This window comes from Phytohabitans kaempferiae, from assembly GCF_042433955.1.
GTDB lineage: Bacteria > Actinomycetota > Actinomycetes > Mycobacteriales > Micromonosporaceae > Phytohabitans > Phytohabitans kaempferiae.
In genome coordinates this window covers 153,055-174,034 of sequence record NZ_JBHLUH010000041.1, presented here as the reverse complement: position 1 = coordinate 174,034, position 20,980 = coordinate 153,055, and the positions used below count along the sequence as shown (strand labels likewise).

General features: G+C 72.6%; 19 protein-coding genes and 1 pseudogene. 7 read left to right on the top strand and 13 right to left on the bottom strand.

Going from position 1 to position 20,980, the window contains the following annotated elements; genetic code table 11:
* Window positions 1–51: 51 nt before the first annotated feature.
* Window positions 52–273 carry a DUF2631 domain-containing protein gene (locus tag ACFFIA_RS21420; protein WP_377253372.1) on the top strand — a complete coding sequence of 74 codons (222 nt, stop codon included), beginning with the start codon at window positions 52–54 and terminating at the stop codon, window positions 271–273.
* 584 nt (window positions 274–857) lie between these two features.
* Here ACFFIA_RS21420 and ACFFIA_RS21415 read toward each other — a convergent pair.
* The 8 genes from ACFFIA_RS21415 to ACFFIA_RS21380 form a co-directional block, all read right to left on the bottom strand.
* Window positions 858–2,036 (bottom strand): DivIVA domain-containing protein, encoded by a 1,179-nt coding sequence (locus tag ACFFIA_RS21415; RefSeq protein ID WP_377253370.1) that lies wholly within the window; start codon window positions 2,034–2,036, stop codon window positions 858–860.
* A 5-nt stretch (window positions 2,037–2,041) separates the two neighbouring features.
* Window positions 2,042–3,175: a dual-specificity RNA methyltransferase RlmN gene (gene rlmN, locus ACFFIA_RS21410; protein WP_377253368.1), complete on the bottom strand. Its 1,134-nt coding sequence runs from the start codon at window positions 3,173–3,175 to the stop codon at window positions 2,042–2,044.
* A gap of 45 nt (window positions 3,176–3,220) precedes the next feature.
* Entirely contained in the window at window positions 3,221–4,318 is a 1,098-nt protein-coding gene (locus ACFFIA_RS21405) for a phosphatidate cytidylyltransferase (RefSeq protein WP_377253366.1), read from the bottom strand.
* Complete coding sequence (frr, locus tag ACFFIA_RS21400; RefSeq protein ID WP_377253364.1) at window positions 4,318–4,875, bottom strand: ribosome recycling factor; 558 nt, start codon at window positions 4,873–4,875, stop codon at window positions 4,318–4,320. The genes ACFFIA_RS21405 and frr overlap by 1 nt, the downstream gene beginning before the upstream one ends.
* 23 nt (window positions 4,876–4,898) lie before the next feature.
* Window positions 4,899–5,669 (bottom strand): UMP kinase, encoded by a 771-nt coding sequence (gene pyrH, locus ACFFIA_RS21395; RefSeq protein WP_377253362.1) that lies wholly within the window; start codon window positions 5,667–5,669, stop codon window positions 4,899–4,901.
* Window positions 5,670–6,036: 367 nt separating this feature from the next.
* Window positions 6,037–6,867, bottom strand: coding sequence for a translation elongation factor Ts (tsf, locus tag ACFFIA_RS21390; RefSeq protein ID WP_377253360.1), 831 nt, complete (start codon window positions 6,865–6,867; stop codon window positions 6,037–6,039).
* Between the two features lie 41 nt (window positions 6,868–6,908).
* Window positions 6,909–7,766: a 30S ribosomal protein S2 gene (gene rpsB, locus ACFFIA_RS21385; RefSeq protein ID WP_377253358.1), complete on the bottom strand. Its 858-nt coding sequence runs from the start codon at window positions 7,764–7,766 to the stop codon at window positions 6,909–6,911.
* 1,324 nt (window positions 7,767–9,090) lie between these two features.
* A complete protein-coding gene (locus ACFFIA_RS21380) occupies window positions 9,091–9,972 on the bottom strand; it encodes a hypothetical protein (protein ID WP_377253356.1) in 882 nt (293 codons plus the stop codon).
* Between the two features lie 107 nt (window positions 9,973–10,079).
* On the opposite strand from ACFFIA_RS21380, the gene ACFFIA_RS21375 reads away from it, so the two are divergent.
* From ACFFIA_RS21375 to ACFFIA_RS21350, 6 genes are all read left to right on the top strand, one after another.
* Complete coding sequence (locus tag ACFFIA_RS21375; protein WP_377253354.1) at window positions 10,080–11,210, top strand: DUF2332 domain-containing protein; 1,131 nt, start codon at window positions 10,080–10,082, stop codon at window positions 11,208–11,210.
* Between the two features lie 107 nt (window positions 11,211–11,317).
* Entirely contained in the window at window positions 11,318–11,677 is a 360-nt protein-coding gene (locus ACFFIA_RS21370; RefSeq protein WP_377253352.1) for a YraN family protein, read from the top strand.
* Window positions 11,677–13,197 carry a YifB family Mg chelatase-like AAA ATPase gene (locus ACFFIA_RS21365; protein WP_377253350.1) on the top strand — a complete coding sequence of 507 codons (1,521 nt, stop codon included), beginning with the start codon at window positions 11,677–11,679 and terminating at the stop codon, window positions 13,195–13,197. Before ACFFIA_RS21370 ends, ACFFIA_RS21365 begins: the two co-directional genes overlap by 1 nt.
* Complete coding sequence (gene dprA, locus ACFFIA_RS21360; RefSeq protein ID WP_377253348.1) at window positions 13,194–14,492, top strand: DNA-processing protein DprA; 1,299 nt, start codon at window positions 13,194–13,196, stop codon at window positions 14,490–14,492. Before ACFFIA_RS21365 ends, dprA begins: the two co-directional genes overlap by 4 nt.
* Window positions 14,493–14,579: 87 nt before the next feature.
* Entirely contained in the window at window positions 14,580–15,467 is an 888-nt protein-coding gene (locus ACFFIA_RS21355; protein ID WP_377253398.1) for a tyrosine recombinase XerC, read from the top strand.
* 280 nt (window positions 15,468–15,747) lie between these two features.
* Window positions 15,748–16,938: an aminotransferase class V-fold PLP-dependent enzyme gene (locus ACFFIA_RS21350; RefSeq protein ID WP_377253346.1), complete on the top strand. Its 1,191-nt coding sequence runs from the start codon at window positions 15,748–15,750 to the stop codon at window positions 16,936–16,938.
* 46 nt (window positions 16,939–16,984) lie between these two features.
* Here ACFFIA_RS21350 and ACFFIA_RS21345 read toward each other — a convergent pair whose 3' ends face one another.
* The 5 genes and pseudogenes from ACFFIA_RS21345 to ACFFIA_RS21325 all read right to left on the bottom strand — a co-directional run bounded on the left by ACFFIA_RS21345 (window position 16,985) and on the right by ACFFIA_RS21325 (window position 20,909).
* Entirely contained in the window at window positions 16,985–17,254 is a 270-nt protein-coding gene (locus tag ACFFIA_RS21345; protein ID WP_377253344.1) for a hypothetical protein, read from the bottom strand.
* 677 nt (window positions 17,255–17,931) lie between these two features.
* A pseudogene (locus tag ACFFIA_RS21340) lies at window positions 17,932–18,423 on the bottom strand (M23 family metallopeptidase); the annotation flags it as partial.
* Between the two features lie 604 nt (window positions 18,424–19,027).
* The gene (locus ACFFIA_RS21335; RefSeq protein ID WP_173055909.1) at window positions 19,028–19,351 is read right to left on the bottom strand and encodes a DUF2469 domain-containing protein; all 324 of its coding nucleotides are present in this window, start codon (window positions 19,349–19,351) and stop codon (window positions 19,028–19,030) included.
* Window positions 19,348–20,160 (bottom strand): ribonuclease HII, encoded by an 813-nt coding sequence (locus tag ACFFIA_RS21330; RefSeq protein ID WP_377253342.1) that lies wholly within the window; start codon window positions 20,158–20,160, stop codon window positions 19,348–19,350. Before ACFFIA_RS21330 ends, ACFFIA_RS21335 begins: the two co-directional genes overlap by 4 nt.
* Window positions 20,154–20,909, bottom strand: coding sequence for an NUDIX hydrolase (locus ACFFIA_RS21325; RefSeq protein ID WP_377253340.1), 756 nt, complete (start codon window positions 20,907–20,909; stop codon window positions 20,154–20,156). Before ACFFIA_RS21325 ends, ACFFIA_RS21330 begins: the two co-directional genes overlap by 7 nt.
* Window positions 20,910–20,980: the final 71 nt, after the last annotated feature.

Here is a 20,980-nt window from a genome sequence, read left to right as displayed (position 1 = left end):
GATCCGGACGTGCCAGACTAGGGCCGGATCTGATCGAGGGAAGGACCAACGATGGCGGGAAGCGAGCCGGTGACCTCACCCGACCAGCGCAAGCCGGGCGGGCGCAAGGCGTCCCGCATCGGGGCGGTGGCCACGATCCTGGTGCTGCTCTCCATGCTGATCGGCAACCACACGGGCCGCATCGAAGACATCTTCCTGATCCTCTTCGCCGCGGGCATCGCCCTCGCCCTGATCGGCGACGTGGTGCTGCGCCGCAACGGGCTCCGCTCCTAGCGCTTTCCTCCCCCCGACCCGGTGAGGCCCGGCGTCGGACTCGTGACCGACCTGCGCCGCCACGGGATCCAGGAAGTCCGCCGGCTCGCGTCAGGGCCAGACGATCATTCATTTGAGCTGCCGCGACGTGCGTCGTGGTCCGGGCCGCCGCTCCCGCAGCCGCACCCTCCGCGGCTCACAACCCGCCAGCCTGACGGGGATGGTTTGCCCAGTCACCGGTCACGGTGTGCTGCCCGCTTCCAGTCCCGCCGTCGTGTCCGGCTCACGCCTCGGAGCGGCTACTACCGCAAGGATCTCCATGAGCCAGGTCGGCCGAATGGGGTGGCAGGTGGTGGCCCTGTGCGCGGCCGTTCTGCTGTGCTTCCCGACAGGAAGCGGTCCGCGTCCGGATAGCGGACGTCCAAGCGAAGCAAGGCCCGCGGACCGCAGGGGCACGGGGTCTTGTGGACGCGGAGTGCGAGGCCGCGGGAGCGGCGGTCTGGAGCGCGGCGGGCATCGCGGTAGCCCAAATAGATCTTCGTCTAGATCTTGAACCTTGTACGGCTCACGCCAATGCGGCGCCAAGTCGAGCCGAGACAGAGGGCTCACTGCCCGCGCAGGATGTCCTTGACCTCCTTGAGCGCGGCGTCCACCTCGGCCTCGAAGTAGCCGCCCGGCACCAGGCCGAACTGCGCCCGGTCGATCTCGTTGGGGCTCATCGGCATCGGGCCGCGGCCGGTCGCACCGTTGAGGATGCCCTCGAAGAGGCGGTCGACCTGCACCGGGTCGTAGCCGCTGCCGAAGCGCCGGACCTGGAAGCCCCGCCGCAGCTGGTCGATGCGCTGAAGCTCAGGCGGCAGCCCCGGCATGGTGGGCGGGGGGCCGCCCATCGGGGGGCCGCCCAGCCGGATCTCGGCGGTCATGTCGGCCTTGCCGTGGCGGCCGGGCTCGGCGAAGCCGTCGAAGCGGTCTTCGCCGCCGAACCGGTCGTCGGGCGGGCCACCGAAGCGGTCCTGGCCGCCGAAGCCACCGGGAGGTGCGGGGAAGCCACCGGTCGGCGGGCCGTCGAAACCCTCACGCCGCGGCGGCGGACCGTCGAAACCACCCCGCGCGGGCGGGCCGTCGAAACCGTCGCGCCGTGGCGGCGGACCGTCGAAGCCACCGCGGCCGGGCGGGCCGTCGAAGCCACCGCCGTAGCCGCCACCGCCCTGCTCGTATCCGCCCTGCTCGTAGCCCTGCTCCTCGTAGCGCCCGTATGGGTCGCGGCCCGGACCCGCCTGCGCCGGCATCGGGCGCTGGGGCATGGGCGGGCCGGAGGGGGGCATGCGGTCGTCGCGCAGCGGCGGGCCGATCCGCTCGGTCATCGGGCCAGGGCCGCCGCCCATGCGGTCGGGCGGACCCATGCGATCCGGCGGACCTATGCGATCCGGCGGACCTATGCGATCCGGCGGACCCAGCCGGTCGGGCGGACCGATGCGATCGGCGGCGGCGAGACGGTCGGGCGGGCCCACGCGGTCACCGGGACCTCGCCCGTATCCACCCCGCTCCTCCAGCTCGGCGAGCTGCCGCTCGACGCGGTCGAGGTGGAGGTCGACCTGCCACTCGTCGTAGCCGCCGAAGCGGACGCGGAAGACGACGTCGTGGACCTCCTGCGAGGCGACTGGTGCTCCCACTGGGTCGCCCGCCAGGGTCGCCTCCACACGGTCGAGGAAGGTGTCGACCTCGTCGACCTTGTAACCGCGACGCAGCGCCCGGCGCCGGAACCGCTGACCCTGACTAGCCACCTATGTCACCTTCCGTCCGCGCTGGCGGTCTCGCTGGCGGCCAGCTGACCGCACGCGCCGTCGATCTCCCGACCCCGCGTGTCACGCACTGTGGTCGAAACGCCGGCCTCGCGCAACCGCCGGACGAACTCCCGCTCGACCGGCTTGGGACTCGCGTCCCACCGGCTGCCTGGTGTGGGGTTGAGCGGGATGAGATTCACGTGGGCCAGCCGGCCGGCGAGCAACCGTCCCAGCAGGTCGGCTCGCCACGGCTGGTCGTTCACATCCCTGATCATCGCGTATTCGACAGACACGCGGCGACCCGTGCGGGAGGCGTAGTCCCACGCGGCGTCCAGCACCTCAGCGACCTTCCAGCGTTGGTTGACGGGCACGAGTTCGTCGCGCAGCTCATCATCGGGCGCGTGCAACGACAGCGCAAGGGTTACGGAGAGTCCCTCTCCCGCCAGCCTACGCATCGCCGGCACCAACCCGACCGTGGAGACCGTCACATGACGCTGGGAGAGGCCGAGCCCTTCCGGCGCCGGCGCGCACAGCCGTCGCACCGCGTCGACGACCCGAGAGTAGTTGGCCAAGGGCTCGCCCATGCCCATGAACACCACGTGCGACAACCGCGGCGGCGAGCCGGCCACCGCGCCGGAGGCGGCCACGCCCGCCAGGTAGACAGCCTGGTCGACGATCTCGGCGGTCGAGAGGTTGCGCGTGAGGCCGGCCTGCCCGGTGGCACAGAACGGGCAGGCCATGCCGCAGCCGGCCTGGCTGGAGATGCACACGGTGACCCGGTCGGGGTAGCCCATCAGCACGCTCTCCACCAGCGAGCCGTCGTGCAGCCGCCACAGCGCCTTTCGAGTGGCGCCGTCGTCGCAGGCCATCTCGCGCACCGGCGTGAGCAGCTGCGGCATCAGCGCATCGGCCAGCCGCTCGCGGCTCGCCGCGGGCAGGTCGGTCATCCGCTCCGGGTCGCGCACCAGGCGGCCGAAGTAGTGCGTGGAGAGCTGCTTGGCCCGGAACGCCGGCTCGCCCAACTCCGCCACCAGCGCCTGCCGGCCGGCGAGGTCGAGGTCTGCGAGGTGCCGTGGGGGCAGCGCCGGGCGGCGCCCCGCGGCGGCGGGACTGAGCGGGACTACGGGCAGGCTCGTCATAGCTCGTCCAGTCTCCCATGCGCCCGCATCAGACGCGGACTCGTGTCAGGCGAAGACGGCCAGCAGCAGGTATGCGGTCGGCAGTGCGAAGAGTACGGAGTCCAACCGGTCCATCAGGCCGCCGTGGCCAGGCAGGAGGTTGCTCATGTCCTTGACGCCGAGGTCGCGCTTGAGCATCGACTCGGCCAGATCGCCCAGCACCGATGCCACGGAGAGCGCCAGGCCGAACACGGCGCCCCACCACGGCTCCACGTCCAGCAGCAGGTAGAGAAGGATCGCGCTTCCCACGGCCGTCGCCACCAGCGAGCCGGCCAGCCCTTCCCACGACTTCTTGGGGCTGATGGTGGGCGCCATCGCGTGCTTGCCGAAGAAGACGCCGGCCGCGTACCCCCCGGTGTCGGAGAGCACCACGGCGGCGAGTGTGACGATCACGCGCCGCGCGCCGTCGTCGGGCGCCGCGAGCAGAGCGGCGAAGCCGCCCAGGAATGGCACGTAAACCGCGATGAGCGTGGCCGCCGCCGCGTCCCGGCCGTAGCCGGCGAGACCGTCGGCGAGCCGCCACACGAGCGCCGCCAGCAAGGTGACCAGGAAGCCGAGGAAGAGCGCGTCCTCACCGGCGTACCAGGTCATGCCGACCGTGACCAGGCTCCCGGCGGCGAGTGGCAGCGCCGGCGGATGCGCGCCCACGGCGCGCACCGCGCGGCTCATCTCCCAGACCGCGACGGCGACCGCGACGGCGATCACACCGAGAAACGCCTCGCGCCACACGAACAGTGACGCGACCACCACCGCGCCCAGCGTGACGCCCACGCCGATGGCCGCGGGCAGGTTGCGGCCCGCCCGGCCGGACGACTTGCCCGCCCGCCGCTTTCCCGGACCCGGCCGTCGTGGCCGCACCGGCTCAGCCTCCGGCTCCGCCGCCGCTTGCGGTCGCGGCTGCACCTGCGGGTACGCCGCGGTCTCGGCCTCGCCCTCGCGGTACGACAGGTCGCCCGACCCCGTGTACGGCTCATCGACATGCCCGTTGCGCGGCGGCCAGTCGTCGCCCGGCTCGCGTCCGGGCTGGTCCAGCCAGGGATCCGGCGCCCAGGTATCGGGCGCCCGATGGGGTGTCTGGTTGCCGTAGGGGTCGAGTTGCGACATCAGACCTCGAGAAGCTCTGTTTCCTTGTGCTTCACGAGCTCGTCGATATGGGTCACGTACCGGTGGGTGGTGTCGTCGAGATCCTTCTCGGCACGGCGACCCTCGTCTTCGCCGGCCTCGCCGTCTTTGACGATGCGGTCCAGCTCTTCCTTGGCCTTGCGGCGCACGTTGCGGATCGCGACCTTGGCCTCCTCGCCCTTGTGGCGGGCGACCTTGATCATGTCGCGGCGACGCTCCTCGGTCATCTGCGGGAGCAGGATGCGCAGCTGCGTGCCCTCGTTGTTGGGGTTGACGCCCAGGTCGGAGTCGCGGATCGCCTTTTCCATCGCGCCGAGCTGCGACGCGTCGTACGGCTTGATGATCGCCATCCGTGGCTCGGGGGTGCCCACCGAGGCCATCTGGGTCAGCGGCGTGGGGCTGCCGTAGTAGTCAATGATGATCTTGGAGAACATCGCCGCGTTGGCCCGCCCGGTGCGGATCGCCGCGAACTCCTCCTTGGCGTGCTCGACCGCGCGCTCCATCTTTTCCTCGGCCTCGAGGAGGGTGTCGTCGATCACCTGCCCCGTCGCCTCCCTTCTAGCTAGTTAGCAGTGATCAGGGTGCCGATGCGCTCGCCGCCGACGGCCTTGACGATCGTGTCGTCACCCTCCGCGCCGAAGACCAGCATCGGCAGCCCGTTGTCGCGGCACAGGCTGAACGCGGCGGCGTCGGCGACCCGCAGGCCCCGGCGCAGCGTCTCGTCGAAGGTGATCGCGTCGAGCTTCACAGCGGTGGGGTCGGTGCGGGGGTCGGCGGTGTAGACGCCATCCACGCCGTTCTTGCTCATCAGCACCACGTCGGCGCGGATCTCGAGGGCCCGCTGGGCGGCGACGGTGTCGGTGGAGAAGTACGGCATGCCGGCGCCGGCGCCGAAGATCACGACCCGCCCCTTCTCCAGGTGGCGGATGGCGCGCAGCGGGATGTACGGCTCGGCGACCTGGGCCATGGTGATCGCCGTCTGCACCCGCGTCTCGATGCCCTCCTTCTCCAGGAAGTCCTGGAGGGCGAGGCAGTTCATCACCGTGCCGAGCATGCCCATGTAGTCGGCGCGCGCGCGATCCATGCCACGCTTCTGCAGCTCGGCGCCGCGGAAGAAGTTTCCGCCACCGACCACCACCGAGACCTGCACGCCCCGGCGTACGACCGTGGCGATCTGCCGGGCCACCGCCTGCACCACGTCAGGGTCGACGCCGACGGCGCCGCCGCCGAAGACCTCACCGGAAAGTTTGAGCACCACCCGGCGTGAACGCCCGGGGGGCGGCGCTGTCGGATCGTCGATCGCCGCGGTCTCGCCCGCCACCGTCTGCGTCATCCGATCCGCCCTCCGCCGTCGTTGGCTGTGTCGCGCGTGGTGCTGCTGGTGCCTGTGGTGCACATCGTGCACATGGTGCTCTTTCGCATCGCCCCGGCATCGCCGGCGCTGCCGCTCACACTACGTGACAAGAGTCTGGCCGGTGGATCTCGTGCCCGCGAGGCGGCCCGCCTGCGCGCACCGCGGCCCAGGTGGGGCACCGGCCACAGTCAGGGAGGCCGTGGCGACAATCACGTCCACCAGCGGCCTCCTCGACTTGTTCGATCGTTTTGTATCCGGCCCCGCCCGGGTCACGCGCCGGGCGTCCTCGCCCGGGTCGTGTCCCGAGCCTCCTCTGCCCGGGTCCGGGCAGAGGCTGCTCAGCCGCTCAGGCCTGGCCGACCTCGAAGCGCAGGAAGCGGGTCACCTCGATGCCGGCCTCGGCCAGCACCTGCTTGACCGACTTCTTGTTGTCGGCGACCGACGCCTGCTCCAGCAGGACGAAGTCCTTGAAGAACGCGTTCACCCGACCATCGACGATCTTGGGCAGCGCCGCCTCCGGCTTGCCCTCCTCGCGCGCGGTCTGCTCGGCGATACGGCGCTCGGACTCCACGACGTCGGCCGGCACCTCCTCGCGGGCGAGGTACTTCGGGCGCATCGCCGCGATCTGCATCGCGACGCCACGCGCGTCGGCGTCGCCCGCCTCGTCGCTCTTGCCGGTGTACGAGACCAGCACGCCGACGGCCGGCGGCAGGTCCTGGCTCTTGCGGTGCAGGTAGACCGCGACGGCACCGTCGAGCACGCCGTAGCGGTTGAGCACCAGCTTTTCGCCGATCTTGGCGGACAGGTCCTGCACCGCGTCGGCGACCGTCTGGCCGTCCTCCAGCGTGGCGGAGAGCAGCGCCTCGGTGCTGGTCAGCTGCTCCCGGTCGCCGTGCTCGACCAGGCGCTGCGCGAGCGCGATGAAGTCGGCGTTCTTGGCGACGAAGTCGGTCTCACAGTTGAGCTCCAGCAGCGCCTTGCCGGAGTGGGCCACGAGGCCGTTGGCGGCAGTGCGCCCGGCCCGCTTGCCCACGTCCTTGGCGCCCTTGATGCGCAGGACCTCGACGGCCTTGTCGAAGTCGCCCTCCGCCTCGTCGAGCGCCTTCTTGGCGTCCATCATGCCGGCGCCAGTGAGGTCGCGGAGCTTCTTGACGTCCGCGGCGGTGAAGTTGGCCATGACTCTCTCTTTAGGTCGTGGTGGTCGACTGGCTTGCGGTCCTACTCGGCAGCGGCGGGCGCCGGCTCGGCGGCGGCCGCGGCCGGCACCGGCTCGTCCGCCTTCTTCTCGGTGTCCTCGAGCAGCTCGCGCTCCCACTCGGGCAGCGGCTCGTCGGCGCCGACCACACCGGGCTGCGGCTTCTCCTCGGCACCGCTACGGGTCGCACGGCCGGAACGGGCGATCAGGCCGTCGGCGACCGCCGTGGCCACGACCTTGGTCAGCAGCTCGGCCGAACGGATCGCGTCGTCGTTGCCCGGGATCGGGAAGTCGACCTCGTCCGGGTCGCAGTTGGTGTCGAGCACCGCGATCACCGGGATACCCAGCTTGCGGGCCTCGTCAACGGCGATGTGCTCCTTCTTGGTGTCGACCACCCAGATCGCCGCCGGCACCTTCTGCATGTCGCGCAGACCACCGAGCGTGCGGCTCAGCTTGTCCTTCTCGCGGGACAGCTGCAGGGTCTCCTTCTTCGTGTACCCCGCGGCGGTGCCGGTCAGGTCGAGCGACTCGAGCTCCTTCATCCGCTGCAGCCGCTTGTACACCGTCTGGAAGTTGGTCAGCATGCCGCCCAGCCACCGGTGGTTGACGTAGGGCTGGCCGACCCGCGTCGCCTGCTCGGCGATCGCCTCCTGGGCCTGCTTCTTGGTGCCGACGAAGAGGATGCTGCCGCCCTCGGCCACCGTGTTGCGGACGAAGTCGTAGGCCTTCTCGATGTAGTCGAGCGTCTGGCGCAGGTCGATGATGTAGATGCCGTTGCGCTCGGTGAAGATGAACCGCTTCATCTTCGGATTCCAGCGGCGAGTCTGGTGCCCGAAGTGGACACCGCTCTCCAGCAGCTGGCGCATGGTCACTACGGCCATGGTGGGGTGCTCCTCGTATCTTCCCTGGTTGTCACGCCAAACCGGTCGGTCAGGCGTCCTGGCGCCTGGTCGCCGGCCAGGGTGGGCCCGAAATGCATCGGGACCAGGGGACCGTCGCCCCATGGACGAAGCCGTGGGGAGGGCGCGCGAGGTCGGCCGCCTTGAGGCGGTCGCCAGTCGACCAGTGTACGCCCCACTCCGCTCGGTCGCCGGGCGGGCTGGCCCTCCCCTTCGGCGGTGGGCCGGCCGGTGAGCTGGTGCTCCGACGCAGGCCCCTGCGGACTCGGCGCTCGACGACCGTAGTGCGGGCTTCGCCGTTGGCGGGCTCGGCGCTCGACGACCGTTGCGGGTCTGGCGGGCCGGTGCTGCTTGGACGGCTTCGCTGGTCGGGGCTGGCGGGCTTGGGCCGACGCGCGTCAGCGAAAGGCTCGGCGCCAACGGGCCGGCTTCGGCGGGCCTGGCAGGCGACGGAACCGGCGGATGGGCAGGCTGTGCTGGCGGGCTTGGCGAGCAGCAGGTGGCGGTGCCCTGCTCGGCAGGCGGGCTCGCCAGGTCCGGGCGGCAGGACGGCCTTGCCGTGCACGGGCAGCGGGCAGCGGGCAGCGGGCCGTTCGGCAGGCAGGCCTGCCGAGGTGGGCCGCTGGCGGCCTTGCCGTGGCGGCCCGCAGGCTGCTGTGGCAGCCGGCCCCGTGGGCGACGGGCCCGCGGGCCGCACGCGGCCCTGCGGCGGACGGGCGGCAGGCGGCCCTGCGGCGGACGGCGGGCAGCGGGCAGCGGGCAGCGGGCAGCGGGCAGCGGGCAGCGGGCAGCGGAGCATCCCGCCGTGTCCGTGTCTGGGTCGGTGAGCTGCGTGCGGCGAGGCGCTGATCCTCGCTGAACACTTCGAAGCCAGCGGCCGCACGGGGGACCCGACCACGAGCCGGTCCAGGATCCCCTACCGCCCGCTCGGCACCACCTGCCCCCTGCGGCGCGCACGGCCCGACCACGCCCCACGCCTGCTGTCCTACCGTGCGCTAAGCGGTCACATCAACGGCCCTTCTGACCCACCTGTCCCACGCACGGCAACTCCGGCATCGCGCCCCACCAGCCCAGCCGGAACGGCGACAACGCCGCGCGTCTCCGCCCGACGCCGCCGCGACTCTCCCGTGTGCCCATGTTTGAGGCAGCGGCCGCCCCTTTGCGCCGGGCACCCACCTTCGCCGCCTCCAACGCGGCCACGACCCAAGCCCTGCCGACCGATGGATGAACCCTCCGCGCTGCTCCTGATAGCCAAGCCGCCGAGCCAATGGGCGGAGAGCCGAGGCCGCGACCGGCTGACTGGGCGTCAGGTGGCGAGCGCGGCCGCGACCAGCAGTACGAGCCCCACCGGCAGGTAGGCGGTCGGCGTCCGCAGCCACGCCTGTGCGCCGCCACCACCGTCGCTCGGCAGCCGGTTTGCGCCTGTGACAAGCGCGTACAGCCCCACTGCCACCAGCGGCAGCCCCGCCACCATGAAGGTCCCGGCCACCACGCCGGAGGCCACCACCGGCCCGCCGATCGCGGCGTCCGCGAGCAGGCGCAGCGCCGGGATCTCGAAGACCAGCGCGAGTACCCCGAAGATGATGCCCGCAGCGGGCCGCTTCGTCCGGTATACCCCATCTGCTGGAGGCCCTGGAGGACGGCGCAGCGCGGCCCGGTCGATGGCCTCGGTGTGGAAGCGCTGGGTCTCGATCGGCGGGCCCTCGGCGGGGCGCGGCGCCACGGCGGGCATCGGTCCGGTCGGCTGCTCGAACGCCCGGCTCTGCTCCGGCGGCGCCCCCGCCCGGCTCTGGTCGGGCACCGGCGGCGCCTCGTACACAGGCGGCGACACGTTCGCCTGCGTCGCCTCGTACGGCGGGGGCGCCACCTCGTAGGCGGGCGCCGGCGGCACGGACGGCACCGCGGGCGCGGGCGACACCGACGACGGCCCGCCGTAGGTGGACGCGGAGGGCGACACGTTGTACGCCGGCACCTCGATCGCCCGCCCACCCAGCGGGTCGTAGCCACTCTGCTGGTCGTACACGGGGGGAGGCGCGGCGTACGAGCCGCCCGTCAGCGGGTCGGCCTCCAGCTCGTCCGCTGCCCCACGCGGCCCGGGCAGCCGGTACCCCTCCCACTCCGGCTCACCGTGTCGACGGTCGTACCAGTTGCGATCTGCCTGGTCGGGGGCGTTCCGTTGTGCGTCCACGGCCGCACCGTATGCGACCCGCCGCGATAAGGCCACCTTCGCAAAGCAGGCAAATGCCTGTGATCGGCGTCGCTGTGTCACGCCTCGCGGGCGGGCAGGATCCCGGCATGACACCGGCCGAGGCGCGCTCACTTTCCCGGATGTTCCTGCATTTCGCGCGCAATGAGTTCGCCGGCCACTCGGAGCGGTACGAGCACCTCTCCACCGCCGTCGCCAACCGCCCCGAACTCGGCGCACCACTCCTGGCCGCCCCGCCGGACCAGCGCCGCGCGATCCTCTTCTTCGCCGCGGTGCAGTACCTGCTCCGCACGGTGGCGCGCGATCACCCGCTGGCCACGTACCTGCCGACGCTCGGTGGCTCGCGCGGTGTGGACAGCGGGCTGCCGGCGGCGCTGGCCGACCTCGTGGCCGCGCACCGCGACGCGCTGACCGCGCTCTGCGCGACCAGGACGACCCAGACGAACGAGGCGCGGCGTGCGGCACTGTTGCGGCCGGCCTTCGGCCGGGCAAGCGAGATCGCCGGCCGCCCACTGGCGCTCGTCGAACTCGGCACCAGCGCGGGACTGCTGTTGATCAGCGACCGGTACGCCTGCGAGTACCGCGACGGCGCCCGCGTGGAGTCGTACGGGCCAGCGGGCGGGCTGACGCTGACCTGCGAGGTACGGGGCGGGCGGTGGCCGTCGCCGGCCGCGGCCGAGCTGACGGTGGCCGACCGGGTGGGCATCGATCTGTCCCCTGTGGACGCTGCCGACCCGCTCGCCACCGAGTGGCTGCGGGCGTGCGTGTGGCCCGAGCAAACGGAGCGGCTGACCCGCCTCGACGCGGCGCTGGCCGAGGTGGCGGCCACTCGCCCGCGCCTGGTGGCCGGCGACATGGTGGCCGCGCTGCCCGACGTACTGTCCAAAGTGGATGAGAACGCGGTGCCCTGCGTCTTCAGCTCCAACGCGCTCACGTACCTCTCCGCCGCCGACCAACGCCGCCTCGCCGGTGTGCTGGCCGACTTCGGGGCACGCCACGACCTCACCGTGGTGCTCAACGAGGCCTCGCAGTCCGGGGCGGAGCTGTTCACCACGCGTCCTGCCGAGGCCGGACCGCGCGGGGTGCTCGCGGTGGGGCTGCTCACGCTGGTCGTGTGGCGAGGCGGCCGGGCCACCGTCGAGGTCCTGGCCCGCACCGGCCCGCACGGTCAGTGGTTGGAGTGGATCCCACGGGAGTACGGGTACTCGCCCGCGTCATAACACATCCACCGCATGATTGTCCGGCTCTCCACAGCCCACCCGGCTGTCCACAGCTCGATCGAGGAGCCGTTTCCCCACCGCGCCCCTCCCCCACAGGCTCATTGCCCATGACGACGGCGACATTGGCGGTCGGTGCGTACGGCGAGCGGCGCGCGGTCGCCCACCTGGTCGAGGCGGGCATACGGATCGTCGCGCGCAACTGGCGGTGCGCCGACGGTGAGATCGACATCATCGGCCGCGACGGCGAAGACATCGTCTTCTGCGAAGTGAAGACGCGGCGCAGCCTGGAGTTCGGGCCGCCGGCCGGCGCGGTGGTGTCTTCAAAGGCGCGGCGACTGCGGCGGCTCGCGTTGCGCTGGCTGACCGAGCATGACGTCCACGGCCGCGATGTCCGCTTCGACGTGGTGTCCGTGCTGCCCCAGCGGCGAGGCGCCGCGCGCGTCGAGCACCTGCGCGGGGTCCTCTGATGAGCTACGCCAAGGTGCTGTCGGTGGGGCTGGTCGGCGTCACCGGTCACCTGGTGGAGGTGGAGGCAGACCTCTCACCGGGGCTGCCGGCGGTGGTCCTTTCCGGACTGCCCGACACCGCGCTCAACGAGGCGCGCGACCGGGTCCGCGCCGCGATCGTCAACTCCGGCCAGCGCTGGCCCAGCCGCCGCATCACGGTCAATCTGCTGCCGGCAGGCATGCGCAAGACCGGTTCGGCTTTCGACCTGGCCATCGCGGTCGTGCTGCTGGGCGGGGCGGGCGAGCTGCCGCTGGCCGCGTTCGACGGCGTGGCCATCTTCGGCGAGCTCGGGCTCGACGGCACGGTCCGCCCGGTGCGCGGCGCCCTGCCGATGGTGGCCGCGGCCGCCAAGGGCGGGATCGACCGCGTGATCGTGCCGCTCGGCAACGCCCGGGAGGCATCCGTGGTGCCTGGCGTGCAAGTGAAGGCCGTCGACACGCTGCACCGCCTCGTCGCGTTCGTACGCGACGGCGCGCCGCTGCTCGACCCGCCAGACGGAGGGCCGGATGCCGAGCCGGAGGGTCCCGACCTCGCCGACGTGGTCGGCCAGGCGCTGGGCCGGCGCGCGATCGAGGTGGCCGCCGCGGGCGGGCATCACGTGGCACTGCTCGGGCCGCCTGGCGCCGGCAAGACGATGCTTGCCGAGCGCCTGCCGTCGATCCTGCCCGAGCTCGATGACGATGGCGCGCTGGAGGTGACCGCGCTTCACTCGGTCGCCGGCGCGCTGCCGCCTGGTGGGCGGTTCCTGCGCCGGCCGCCCTTCCAGGCTCCTCATCACACGTCCACGGTCCAGGCACTGGTCGGCGGCGGGTCCGGGCTTGCCCGGCCCGGGGCGGTGTCGCTCTCCCACCTCGGGGTGCTCTTTCTTGACGAAGCAGCCGAGTTCAACGGCAGGGCGCTCGACGCGTTGCGCCAGCCGCTGGAGACTGGCCGCATCCTGCTGCGGCGGGCCGACGGCGCTACCGAATACCCAGCACGGTTCCAACTCGTGCTGGCGGCCAACCCCTGTCCGTGCGCCAAGCCCGCAGGCGACATCTTCTGCGAGTGCAGCCCGCTGGCTCGTCGCCGCTATCTCGGCCGGATCTCCGGCCCGCTGCTCGACCGGATCGACGTACAGGTCACGCTCGACCCCCTCGGCGCCGCCGAGCTGATGGCGGCAGACCTGGCGAGCGAGCCCTCAGCGGTCGTGGCCGACCGGGTGCTGAAGGCACGGGCAGCCGCGGCCGCCCGGTGGTCCGAGAGCGGCTGGCGCACCAACGCCGAGGTGCCCGGTCCCGCGCTGCGCAAGCCGCCGTGGCGCCTGCCCCCCGCCGACACCAAGGCGCTGCGCACCCGCATCGACCACGGCTTGCTCTCCGCTCGCGGCTTCGACCGCATCCTCCGCCTGGCCTGGACGATCGCCGACCTCGACGGTCGCCACCGACCAGATCGGGAGGACGTGCTCGAGGCGACGCAGCTCCGCACCGGTGTGGCCCCATGAGGGAGGTTTCCGTGAACGAGCGACTGCGGCTGGCCCGGATAGCCCTGCACTGGCTGATCGAGCCGGGAAACGAGGCCGTGCATCGCATGGTCAACGCCAACGGCCCGCTCCGCGCGCTGGAGCGGCTTGTCGAGGGCGATGTGCCCGACCCCCAGCTCCGCGGTGCGGCCGCCGCCCGGATGAGCGCTGGAGACCCGCACCAGATGGCCGAGACCGCACTGGTCCGCGCCGAGCGGCTGGGCGCGCGCATCGTCATCCCTGAAGACGACGAGTGGCCACAGGCGGTGCGCGACCTCACCAATCTGCTCGGACGCCCCGCTGAGAGCCGCATCGACCGCGACGTCGCGCCGCCTCTGTGCCTGTGGGTGCGCGGCGTCTCCCGGCTCGACGAGGCGTTCGCCCAGTCGGTGGCGGTGGTGGGCGCGCGTGCCTCCACCCACTACGGCGAGCACGTCGCCACCACTATGGCCTATGAGCTCGCCGAGCGGGAGTGGACTGTGGTCTCCGGTGGCGCACACGGCATCGACGCCGCCGCACACCGTGGCGCGCTCAACGCCGGCGGGCTCACCATCGCGGTGCTCGCCTGTGGTGTCGACCGACCCTACCCCTCCGGCAACACCGCGCTGTTCGACCGCATCGCCGAGACCGGCCTGCTGGTCAGCGAGTGGCCGCCCGGCTCGGTGCCGGTGCGCCACCGCTTCCTGATCCGCAACCGGGTCATCGCCGCCGCCACCCGCGGCACCGTCGTCGTCGAGGCATCCGCTCGCAGCGGCGCCAGCCAGACGTTGCGCCGCGCGATGGCGCTCGGCCGGCGCCCCATGGTCGTGCCTGGTCCGGTCACCTCCGCGATGTCGGTCGGCTGCCACGAGATGGTGCGCGAGCATCCGGAGGTGCGGCTGGTTACCGGCGTCGCACACGTCCTGGAAGAGATCGGTCACATCGGCAGTGACCTGGCGCCTCGCCCGCGCGGCCCGGAGCGGCCGCACGACGGGCTGGACGCCGAGTCGGCGATGGTGCTGGAGTCGGTGCCCCGGCGCGGCTCCGCCGGCGCCGACGAGTTGGCAGCCCGTGCCGGCCTCGACCTCCGCACGGCGATGCGCAAGCTGACGCTGCTGGAGAGCCTGGGCTTTCTGACCCGACGCGGCAGCGGTTACGCGCTGGCGCCCAAGCCCAGGAGCGGCAAGGCTGGCGCATCCAAGGCGGCTGCGGTCAAGGCCGGCACGGGTGGCCGGAGTGGGCGCGTGGCGACCCCGTCACGCGCCCACGACGACCCCGCTGCCGGCGCGGCGTCTTGACACCTCAGGGTCCCGCCTTCCACGGTCGGCGGTGTGAAGCGAAAGAGCGTCAGCATCCGGGCAATCCACGAGGGCCTGCCCGAGCCGATGCGCGATGCGGTCGACCACTTCGCAGACCACCTCGCCCGAGTGGAAAGCCGGTCGGCGCACACCGTCCGGGCGTACGTGGGCGACGTCATGACGCTCCTCGACCACGCCACCTTGATGGGTTGCGCGTCGGCCGGCGACATCGACATCGCCGTGCTTCGCAGTTGGCTGGCAAAGCTCCGCACACTCGGCGCCGCCCGCACCTCACTGGCACGGCGGGCCGCCTCGGCGCGCACGTTCAGCGCCTGGGCCCACCGGCGCGGGCTGCTCGCCACCGACGTCGGCGCCCAGCTCGCCAGCCCCAAGTCCCACCGCGACCTGCCGGCCGTGCTCCGCGCCGACCAGGCCGAGGCTCTGGTGCTCGCGCCGGGCGACGAGGCGTCCCCGGTGCTGCTACGCGACCGCGCACTGCTGGAGCTGCTGTATGCCACGGGCATCCGCGTCAGCGAGCTCTGCGGCCTCGACGTCCCCGACGTCGACCGCGGCCGGCGCGTGGTGCGGGTGCTGGGCAAGGGCAACAAGGAGCGGTCCGTCCCCTATGGACTGCCGGCCGAGGAGGCCATCGACGACTGGCTCCGCCTGGGCCGTGGCGCGCTCGCCGGCCCGTCCAGCGGCAACGCCCTGCTGCTCGGCGCCCGCGGTGGTCGCCTCCAGCCCACGATCGCGCGGCGCGTCGTGAGCGGCTACGCCCGCGCCGCCGGGCTTCCCCACACCAGCCCGCACGGCCTGCGCCACTCCGCCGCCACGCACCTGCTGGAGGGCGGCGCCGACCTGCGCGCGGTGCAGGAGTTGCTCGGCCACGCATCGCTGTCCAGCACGCAGATCTACACGCACGTCTCGGTCGAGCGCCTCCGCGCCGCATACCGCCAGGCTCACCCCCGCGCATAGCGCGCCACGTCGCCCCGCTCGAAGGGGCCACGCGGTCTCGCCACGGCTGCCTGGCGGCGCCTCTGTCCGGCCTCGCCGGGCCTGTTGTCGTCAGGGGCGCTCAAGCCGAGACGCCGGTGAGCGAGCCATCGGGCTCAGCGATGACACCACGCCGGCCGTCGGACGCATCCCACCGGTCGTCGTCTGGACCCGCCGCGGAGCCGAGCATGCCTTTTCGAGCCGGCCCGAGCCGCTCACCGACGAGTGGGCCCGATGAGCGCTCTGCCGTAGGGTTGACGCCGTGGGAGGCACGGAGGTCGAGGGCAGCTACGTCGGCTGGGACCGCATCGGGGAAAGCTTCTCGCTCGATCCCGCGATCGCCTTCCTCAACCACGGTGCCCGAGGCGCCGTGCCGGTCGCCGCCCAGCGGGCGCAGCAACGCGTGCGTGACGAAGGCGAGACCAACCCCATCCGCTACTTTCGCCACCTCCCCGAACGTATCGCGCACACCCGCCGCCACATCGCCGCCTTCCTCGGTGCCGATCCCGAGGGCTCTGCCCTGGTCGGCAACACGACCATCGGCGCCGCGATCGTGCTGCAGTCGCTCGGCCTGGGCGCGGGCAACGAGGTGTTGACGACCGACCACCGGTACGGCGCGATCGCCTTCACCGCCGAACGGGAGTGCCGCCGCACCGGTGCGACCGTGCGTACGGTCGGCGTGCCCCTCGACGCCGGCGAGGACGAGGTCACGGCCACAGTCGCCCAGGCACTCCGCCCGGGCCGCACGCGGCTGCTCATCGTGGACCAGATCTCCCCGCCCACCGCCCGCCTCTTCCCGGTCGAGAAGATCGTCGCGGCGGCGCGTGAGCGTGAGGTGCCGGTGCTGGTCGACGCCGCCCACGTGCCCGGCATGCTCCCCGTCGCGGTGGATGCGATCGGCGCCGACTTCTGGGTCGGCAACCTGCACAAGTGGGCGTACGCCCCGCGCGGCACCGCCCTCCTCACCGTCGCCCCGCGCTGGCGCGAACGCATCGACCCGCTGGCCATCTCCTGGGAGCAGGAGAGCGGCTTCCCGGCACGGGTGGAGTGGCAGGGCACGCTGGACTACTCGGCGTGGCTGGCCGCGCCGACCGGCCTCTTCGTGCTGCGAACGCTGGGCCCCGAGCGGGTACGCGCCCACAACGCGGACCTCGCCGCGTACGGCCAGCGGGTCGTCGGCGCCGCACTCGGGCTCACCCCGGAGGAGCTGCCCGACCCGGGCTCCCCGACACTCGCGATGCGCATCCTCCCGCTGCCCGCGGGCGAGGCGACCACCTTCGACGCGGCGGCCGACCTCGCCACACGTATCGAGGACAAGCTCGCCACAGTCGTAGCGGTGATGTCGTGGAGCGGTCAGGGCTGGCTCCGCCTGTGCGGGCAGGTCTACAACCGCCGCGAGGAGTACGACCGGCTCGCGGAAGGGCTGCCGGGCCTCCTCCGCCAGTCGCGCTGACCATCCCGCCCGCACCACGGCGTGGCTGGTCGCGACTCGCGAGCGGTCACGGTGCCTCGCTTCCCGGCGCGTGTACGCGGGCGAGGCGGGCGGCCTGGCGAGCCTGGAGGCCGGCGGTGCGCCGCGTGGTCAGCATCCGCCGGTGCTCGGCCCGGGCTGTGCGTTGCCGCGCCGATCCTTCCACCGCCTGCCGGAGCCTGATCCGCCACTCAGGGTCGCTCGGCGCCTCCGGCCACGGCCCGCCCGGTGACAGGCGGCCGGCTTCATCCGCCGGCTGAGGACCGTCGGGCGCTGCGGGGGTCGGCTCCCCGGTCATCGCGCCGCCTCCACCGACGCGCGGCATCCGCCTCCGGGGCGAGAGCGCCGGAGTATCACACTGCCCTCGCCTCCAGGACGCAAGCAGCCGAACACCACACCCCCAAAGCCACCGTGCACCGCGCCGCACTCGCCTCCAGGGCGAAGGCGGACGCGCACCACACCGCACGCGCCTTTCCCGACGAGAGCCACCGAGCACCGCGCTGCGCCCGCCTCCAGGACCAGCGCCTCCGGGGCGAAAGCGCACCGGCGCCGCTCCGGTCCCCGGAGAGTGACAGCTCGGCCGCAGCGGGTTCTGCCGCGTTCGCCGGGCTGCGCCAACCGGCAGCCGCCCGCCAGGACGGGAAGGCTCCAGCGGTCGACCGGATGCTCATCCTTGGCTTCCGCCGGGCGCGGGGCTGTTTCGGCAGGCTGGGGCACGACCCTCGGCCGCCGCCCAGGTCCGCTGCCGCCTGCCGCACTATCCGCCGACGCCCGCGCTCCACGACGGGCGACGGCGCCCCGGCGATACGTAGCGTCACTGCCACTCGCGTACGCATGCCGATGCGACAAAAGGCGCGCGACCAACGGAAGGGGCCGCGCAGACCCCAGCGGAAGAGGATCCCCAGGCCCCAACACGAGACGCCCCGCAAACCCCAACGGAAGAACGCCCGCAGCCCCTGACGAAACGCGCGACGGCTCCAGCGGCAGGAGGCGTACTCGGCCGAGCCCCAGCAGGGAGAGCGGATCCAGGTACTCCTCGCCCTGCCGCAAGCCCCAGTGCAGGCAGGCGGCCACCGGGCAGCCGGCGTGTCCGGCGGCCAGCGTCCCGATCTGGTCGCCGGCGAATACCGGGTCGCCGGCGCTGACGGCCGGCTCGATGGGCTCGTAGGTGGTACGCAGGCCGTTCGGGTGGGTGATGCTGACGACGCCTCGTCCGGCCACGCGGCCGGCGAAGTGCACCGTGCCGGCGCCGGCCGCGCGCGCCGGATCGTCCGGCTCGCCCGCCAGGTCGACACCTCGGTGGCCGGCCAGCCACGGGCTCGGCGGTGGGTCGAAGCGACGGACCACCTGCGGCGGGCCGTCCAGCGGCCACCGAAACGCGGCTGCGGGAGCGGGAGCCGAGAGCATCCCCGCCGCCTCGCCCACCGGACCGGCACTTCCGCGTGGGCCAGGCTCGCGGGGGGCCATGAGCCACACAGGACCGACTCGCAGGAGGTCAACCGGATCCGACGATGCCGGGGGCGCCACAAACGGGGCCGGGCGGATGAGCGCCAAGGCCGCCGCCGGTGCCTCCCGCCCGCCTGCGCCCTCGCGCCCACTATCGAGCCGCAGGGCACCGACCGGCAAGCCGGCGAAAGGCACAGCGCCGACCGACACCGAGGAAGCCGTCGCCACAGCCATGGACCCGCCGGCCGAACGGGCCGGACCACCAGCGGCCGACGCCCCCTTGCCAGACCACCGAACCGGATCAGAGACCGCCGGCGCCGGGCCGCCGGCAGGCCGAGCCGGCCCGGGAGCGCCTACCGCGCCACCAGCAGCCCGGACCGGACCGCGAGCAGCCGGAGCCGGCGCCACACCTCCGGCCAGCATGATCGCAACTAGCCACACCAACACGTGCATGGCGGGCAGCGTCGGCCGTACCGGGGAGAGACCACAACCGGAGTCGGGCCGTGCTGTGGACAGCGAGGGCTGCTGTGGATACCGCCCGAGGAGACAGTTGATCTGCTATGGGATCAACGCGCTCGCGTCACCCTGGGGGCGCGAAGGAGACGAGGAAGCGCGGGCCGTGGCTTCAGCCGCCGAAGCCGTTCTCCGTTGGGAGTGAGATATCGGGCTTTTCGAGCTCTTCGACATTGACGTCCTTGAACGTCATTACCCGAACATTCTTCACGAATCGGGCGGGTCGGTACATGTCCCACACCCACGCGTCGTGCATCTCGACCTCGAAGTAGACCTCGCCGTCCGAGTTGCGCACATGCAGGTCGACCTGGTTGGCGAGATAGAAGCGGCGCTCGGTCTCGACCACGTAGGAGAACTGGCGGACGATGTCGCGGTACTCCCGGTAGAGCTGCAGCTCCATCTCGGTTTCGTACTTCTCGAGATCTTCCGCGCTCATCGCACTCCGCCTTCCATGGCCACATCTTCCCCCACTGGCAGCGACAGCCGCGCCCCCTCGGCCAACGCCACGCCGACGGTACCCCCTGCGGGGGCAGCCTGCCCCATCGGCTCAAGGGCACCGACGGTGGCCGGCCGGCGCGAACGCGGGGGGCGGGAGTCGCGGCCGGAGACGGTGGCCACGTTGACGTACGAGAAGCGATGCTCCAGGCACGGACCGTGAGCGGCGAGCGCGGCGTTGTGCTCGGGCGTGACGTACCCCTTGTGCTCGTCGAAGCCGTACTGGGGGAAGCGTTCGTGCAGGTCAACCATGATCCGGTCACGCGTGACCTTGGCGAGCACGCTGGCGGCGGCGACACAGGCGGCCACCTGGTCACCCTTCCACACGGCGAGCCCAGGCACACCGAGCCCGTCGACGCCGAAGCCGTCGGTGAGCACGTACTCCGGACGGGTGGTCAGGGCGGCGAGCGCGCGGCGCATGGCGGCGAGATTGCACACATGCAGGCCGCGGGCGTCGACCTCGGCGGCCGGGATGACCACGACGGCGTAGGCGAGGGCGCGCTTGACGACCTCGACGTACACGCGCTCGCGGGCGGCGGCGGTGAGCAGCTTGGAGTCGGTCAGCTCGTCGACCTCGCCGCGCTTGCCCTCGGGGAGCACCGCGGCGGCGGCCACCAGCGGGCCCGCACAGGCGCCCCGGCCGGCTTCGTCGGCCCCCGCCACGACGCGGAAGCCGCGGCGCTGCAGCGCCCGCTCAAGGGCGTAGATGCCGCCCTCGCGGCGCACGACGGTCCGCGGCGGCGTCAGCACAGCCCCTCCGAACCAGCGGCTCCGCCGGCAGCCAAGCCGCCACCGGCCGAGCGGTCACGGGCCGAACCACCTCCGGCAGCCCCGGACCCGCGATCAGCCCCAGAGCCGCCCGAGGCGAAGCCGCCGGCCCCAAGGCGACCTGACGGAAGGCCGCCCAGCCGAAGACCGCCCACAGCCCCACCACCAGCCACAAAACCACCCAACCCAGCACCACCACCGGACGCAAGACCTCCAGCGGTGGCAAGTCCACCACCGGAAACCAGCCCACCACCAGAGACGAGGCCGCCGCCGGACGGGCGGCCGGCCAGCAGCCACCGCATGCGGGGGGCCAGGTCGTGGGGGTAGACCTTCTCCTTGGTCGACTCCAGCTCGGCCACCTCCCACCACCGGTGATCGTCAATCGAATCGCGCTCGACCTCTTCGAAGCCGCCCGTGTCGACCTCCCAGCTCGGCACGCGCACCAGGAAGAACTCCTGCTGCTGCCGGTAGTGCCGGCCGTCGAACGGATACTCGGTCTCCTCGAACCAGAGCGGGTCGCCCAGCTCTTCCGGGGCCAGCCGCAGCCCGGTCTCCTCGGCTAGCTCGCGTGCGGCGCCCACCGCGTATGCCTCGCCGGGGTCGAGGCCGCCCCCCGGCGTGAACCAGTATCGGTGGTGCGGTCTGGCTGGATCGAGGCCGCGAAACAGCAGGACGCGGTCGTCACCGTCGACGAGCAGCACCCGGGCCGCGCGGCGGGGGATTGCGTCCACTCGCCCAGCCTATTGCGTCGATGCCGGGCCTCGGGACCGCCCCAGGGTCGAACTCACACCGGCCAACGGCC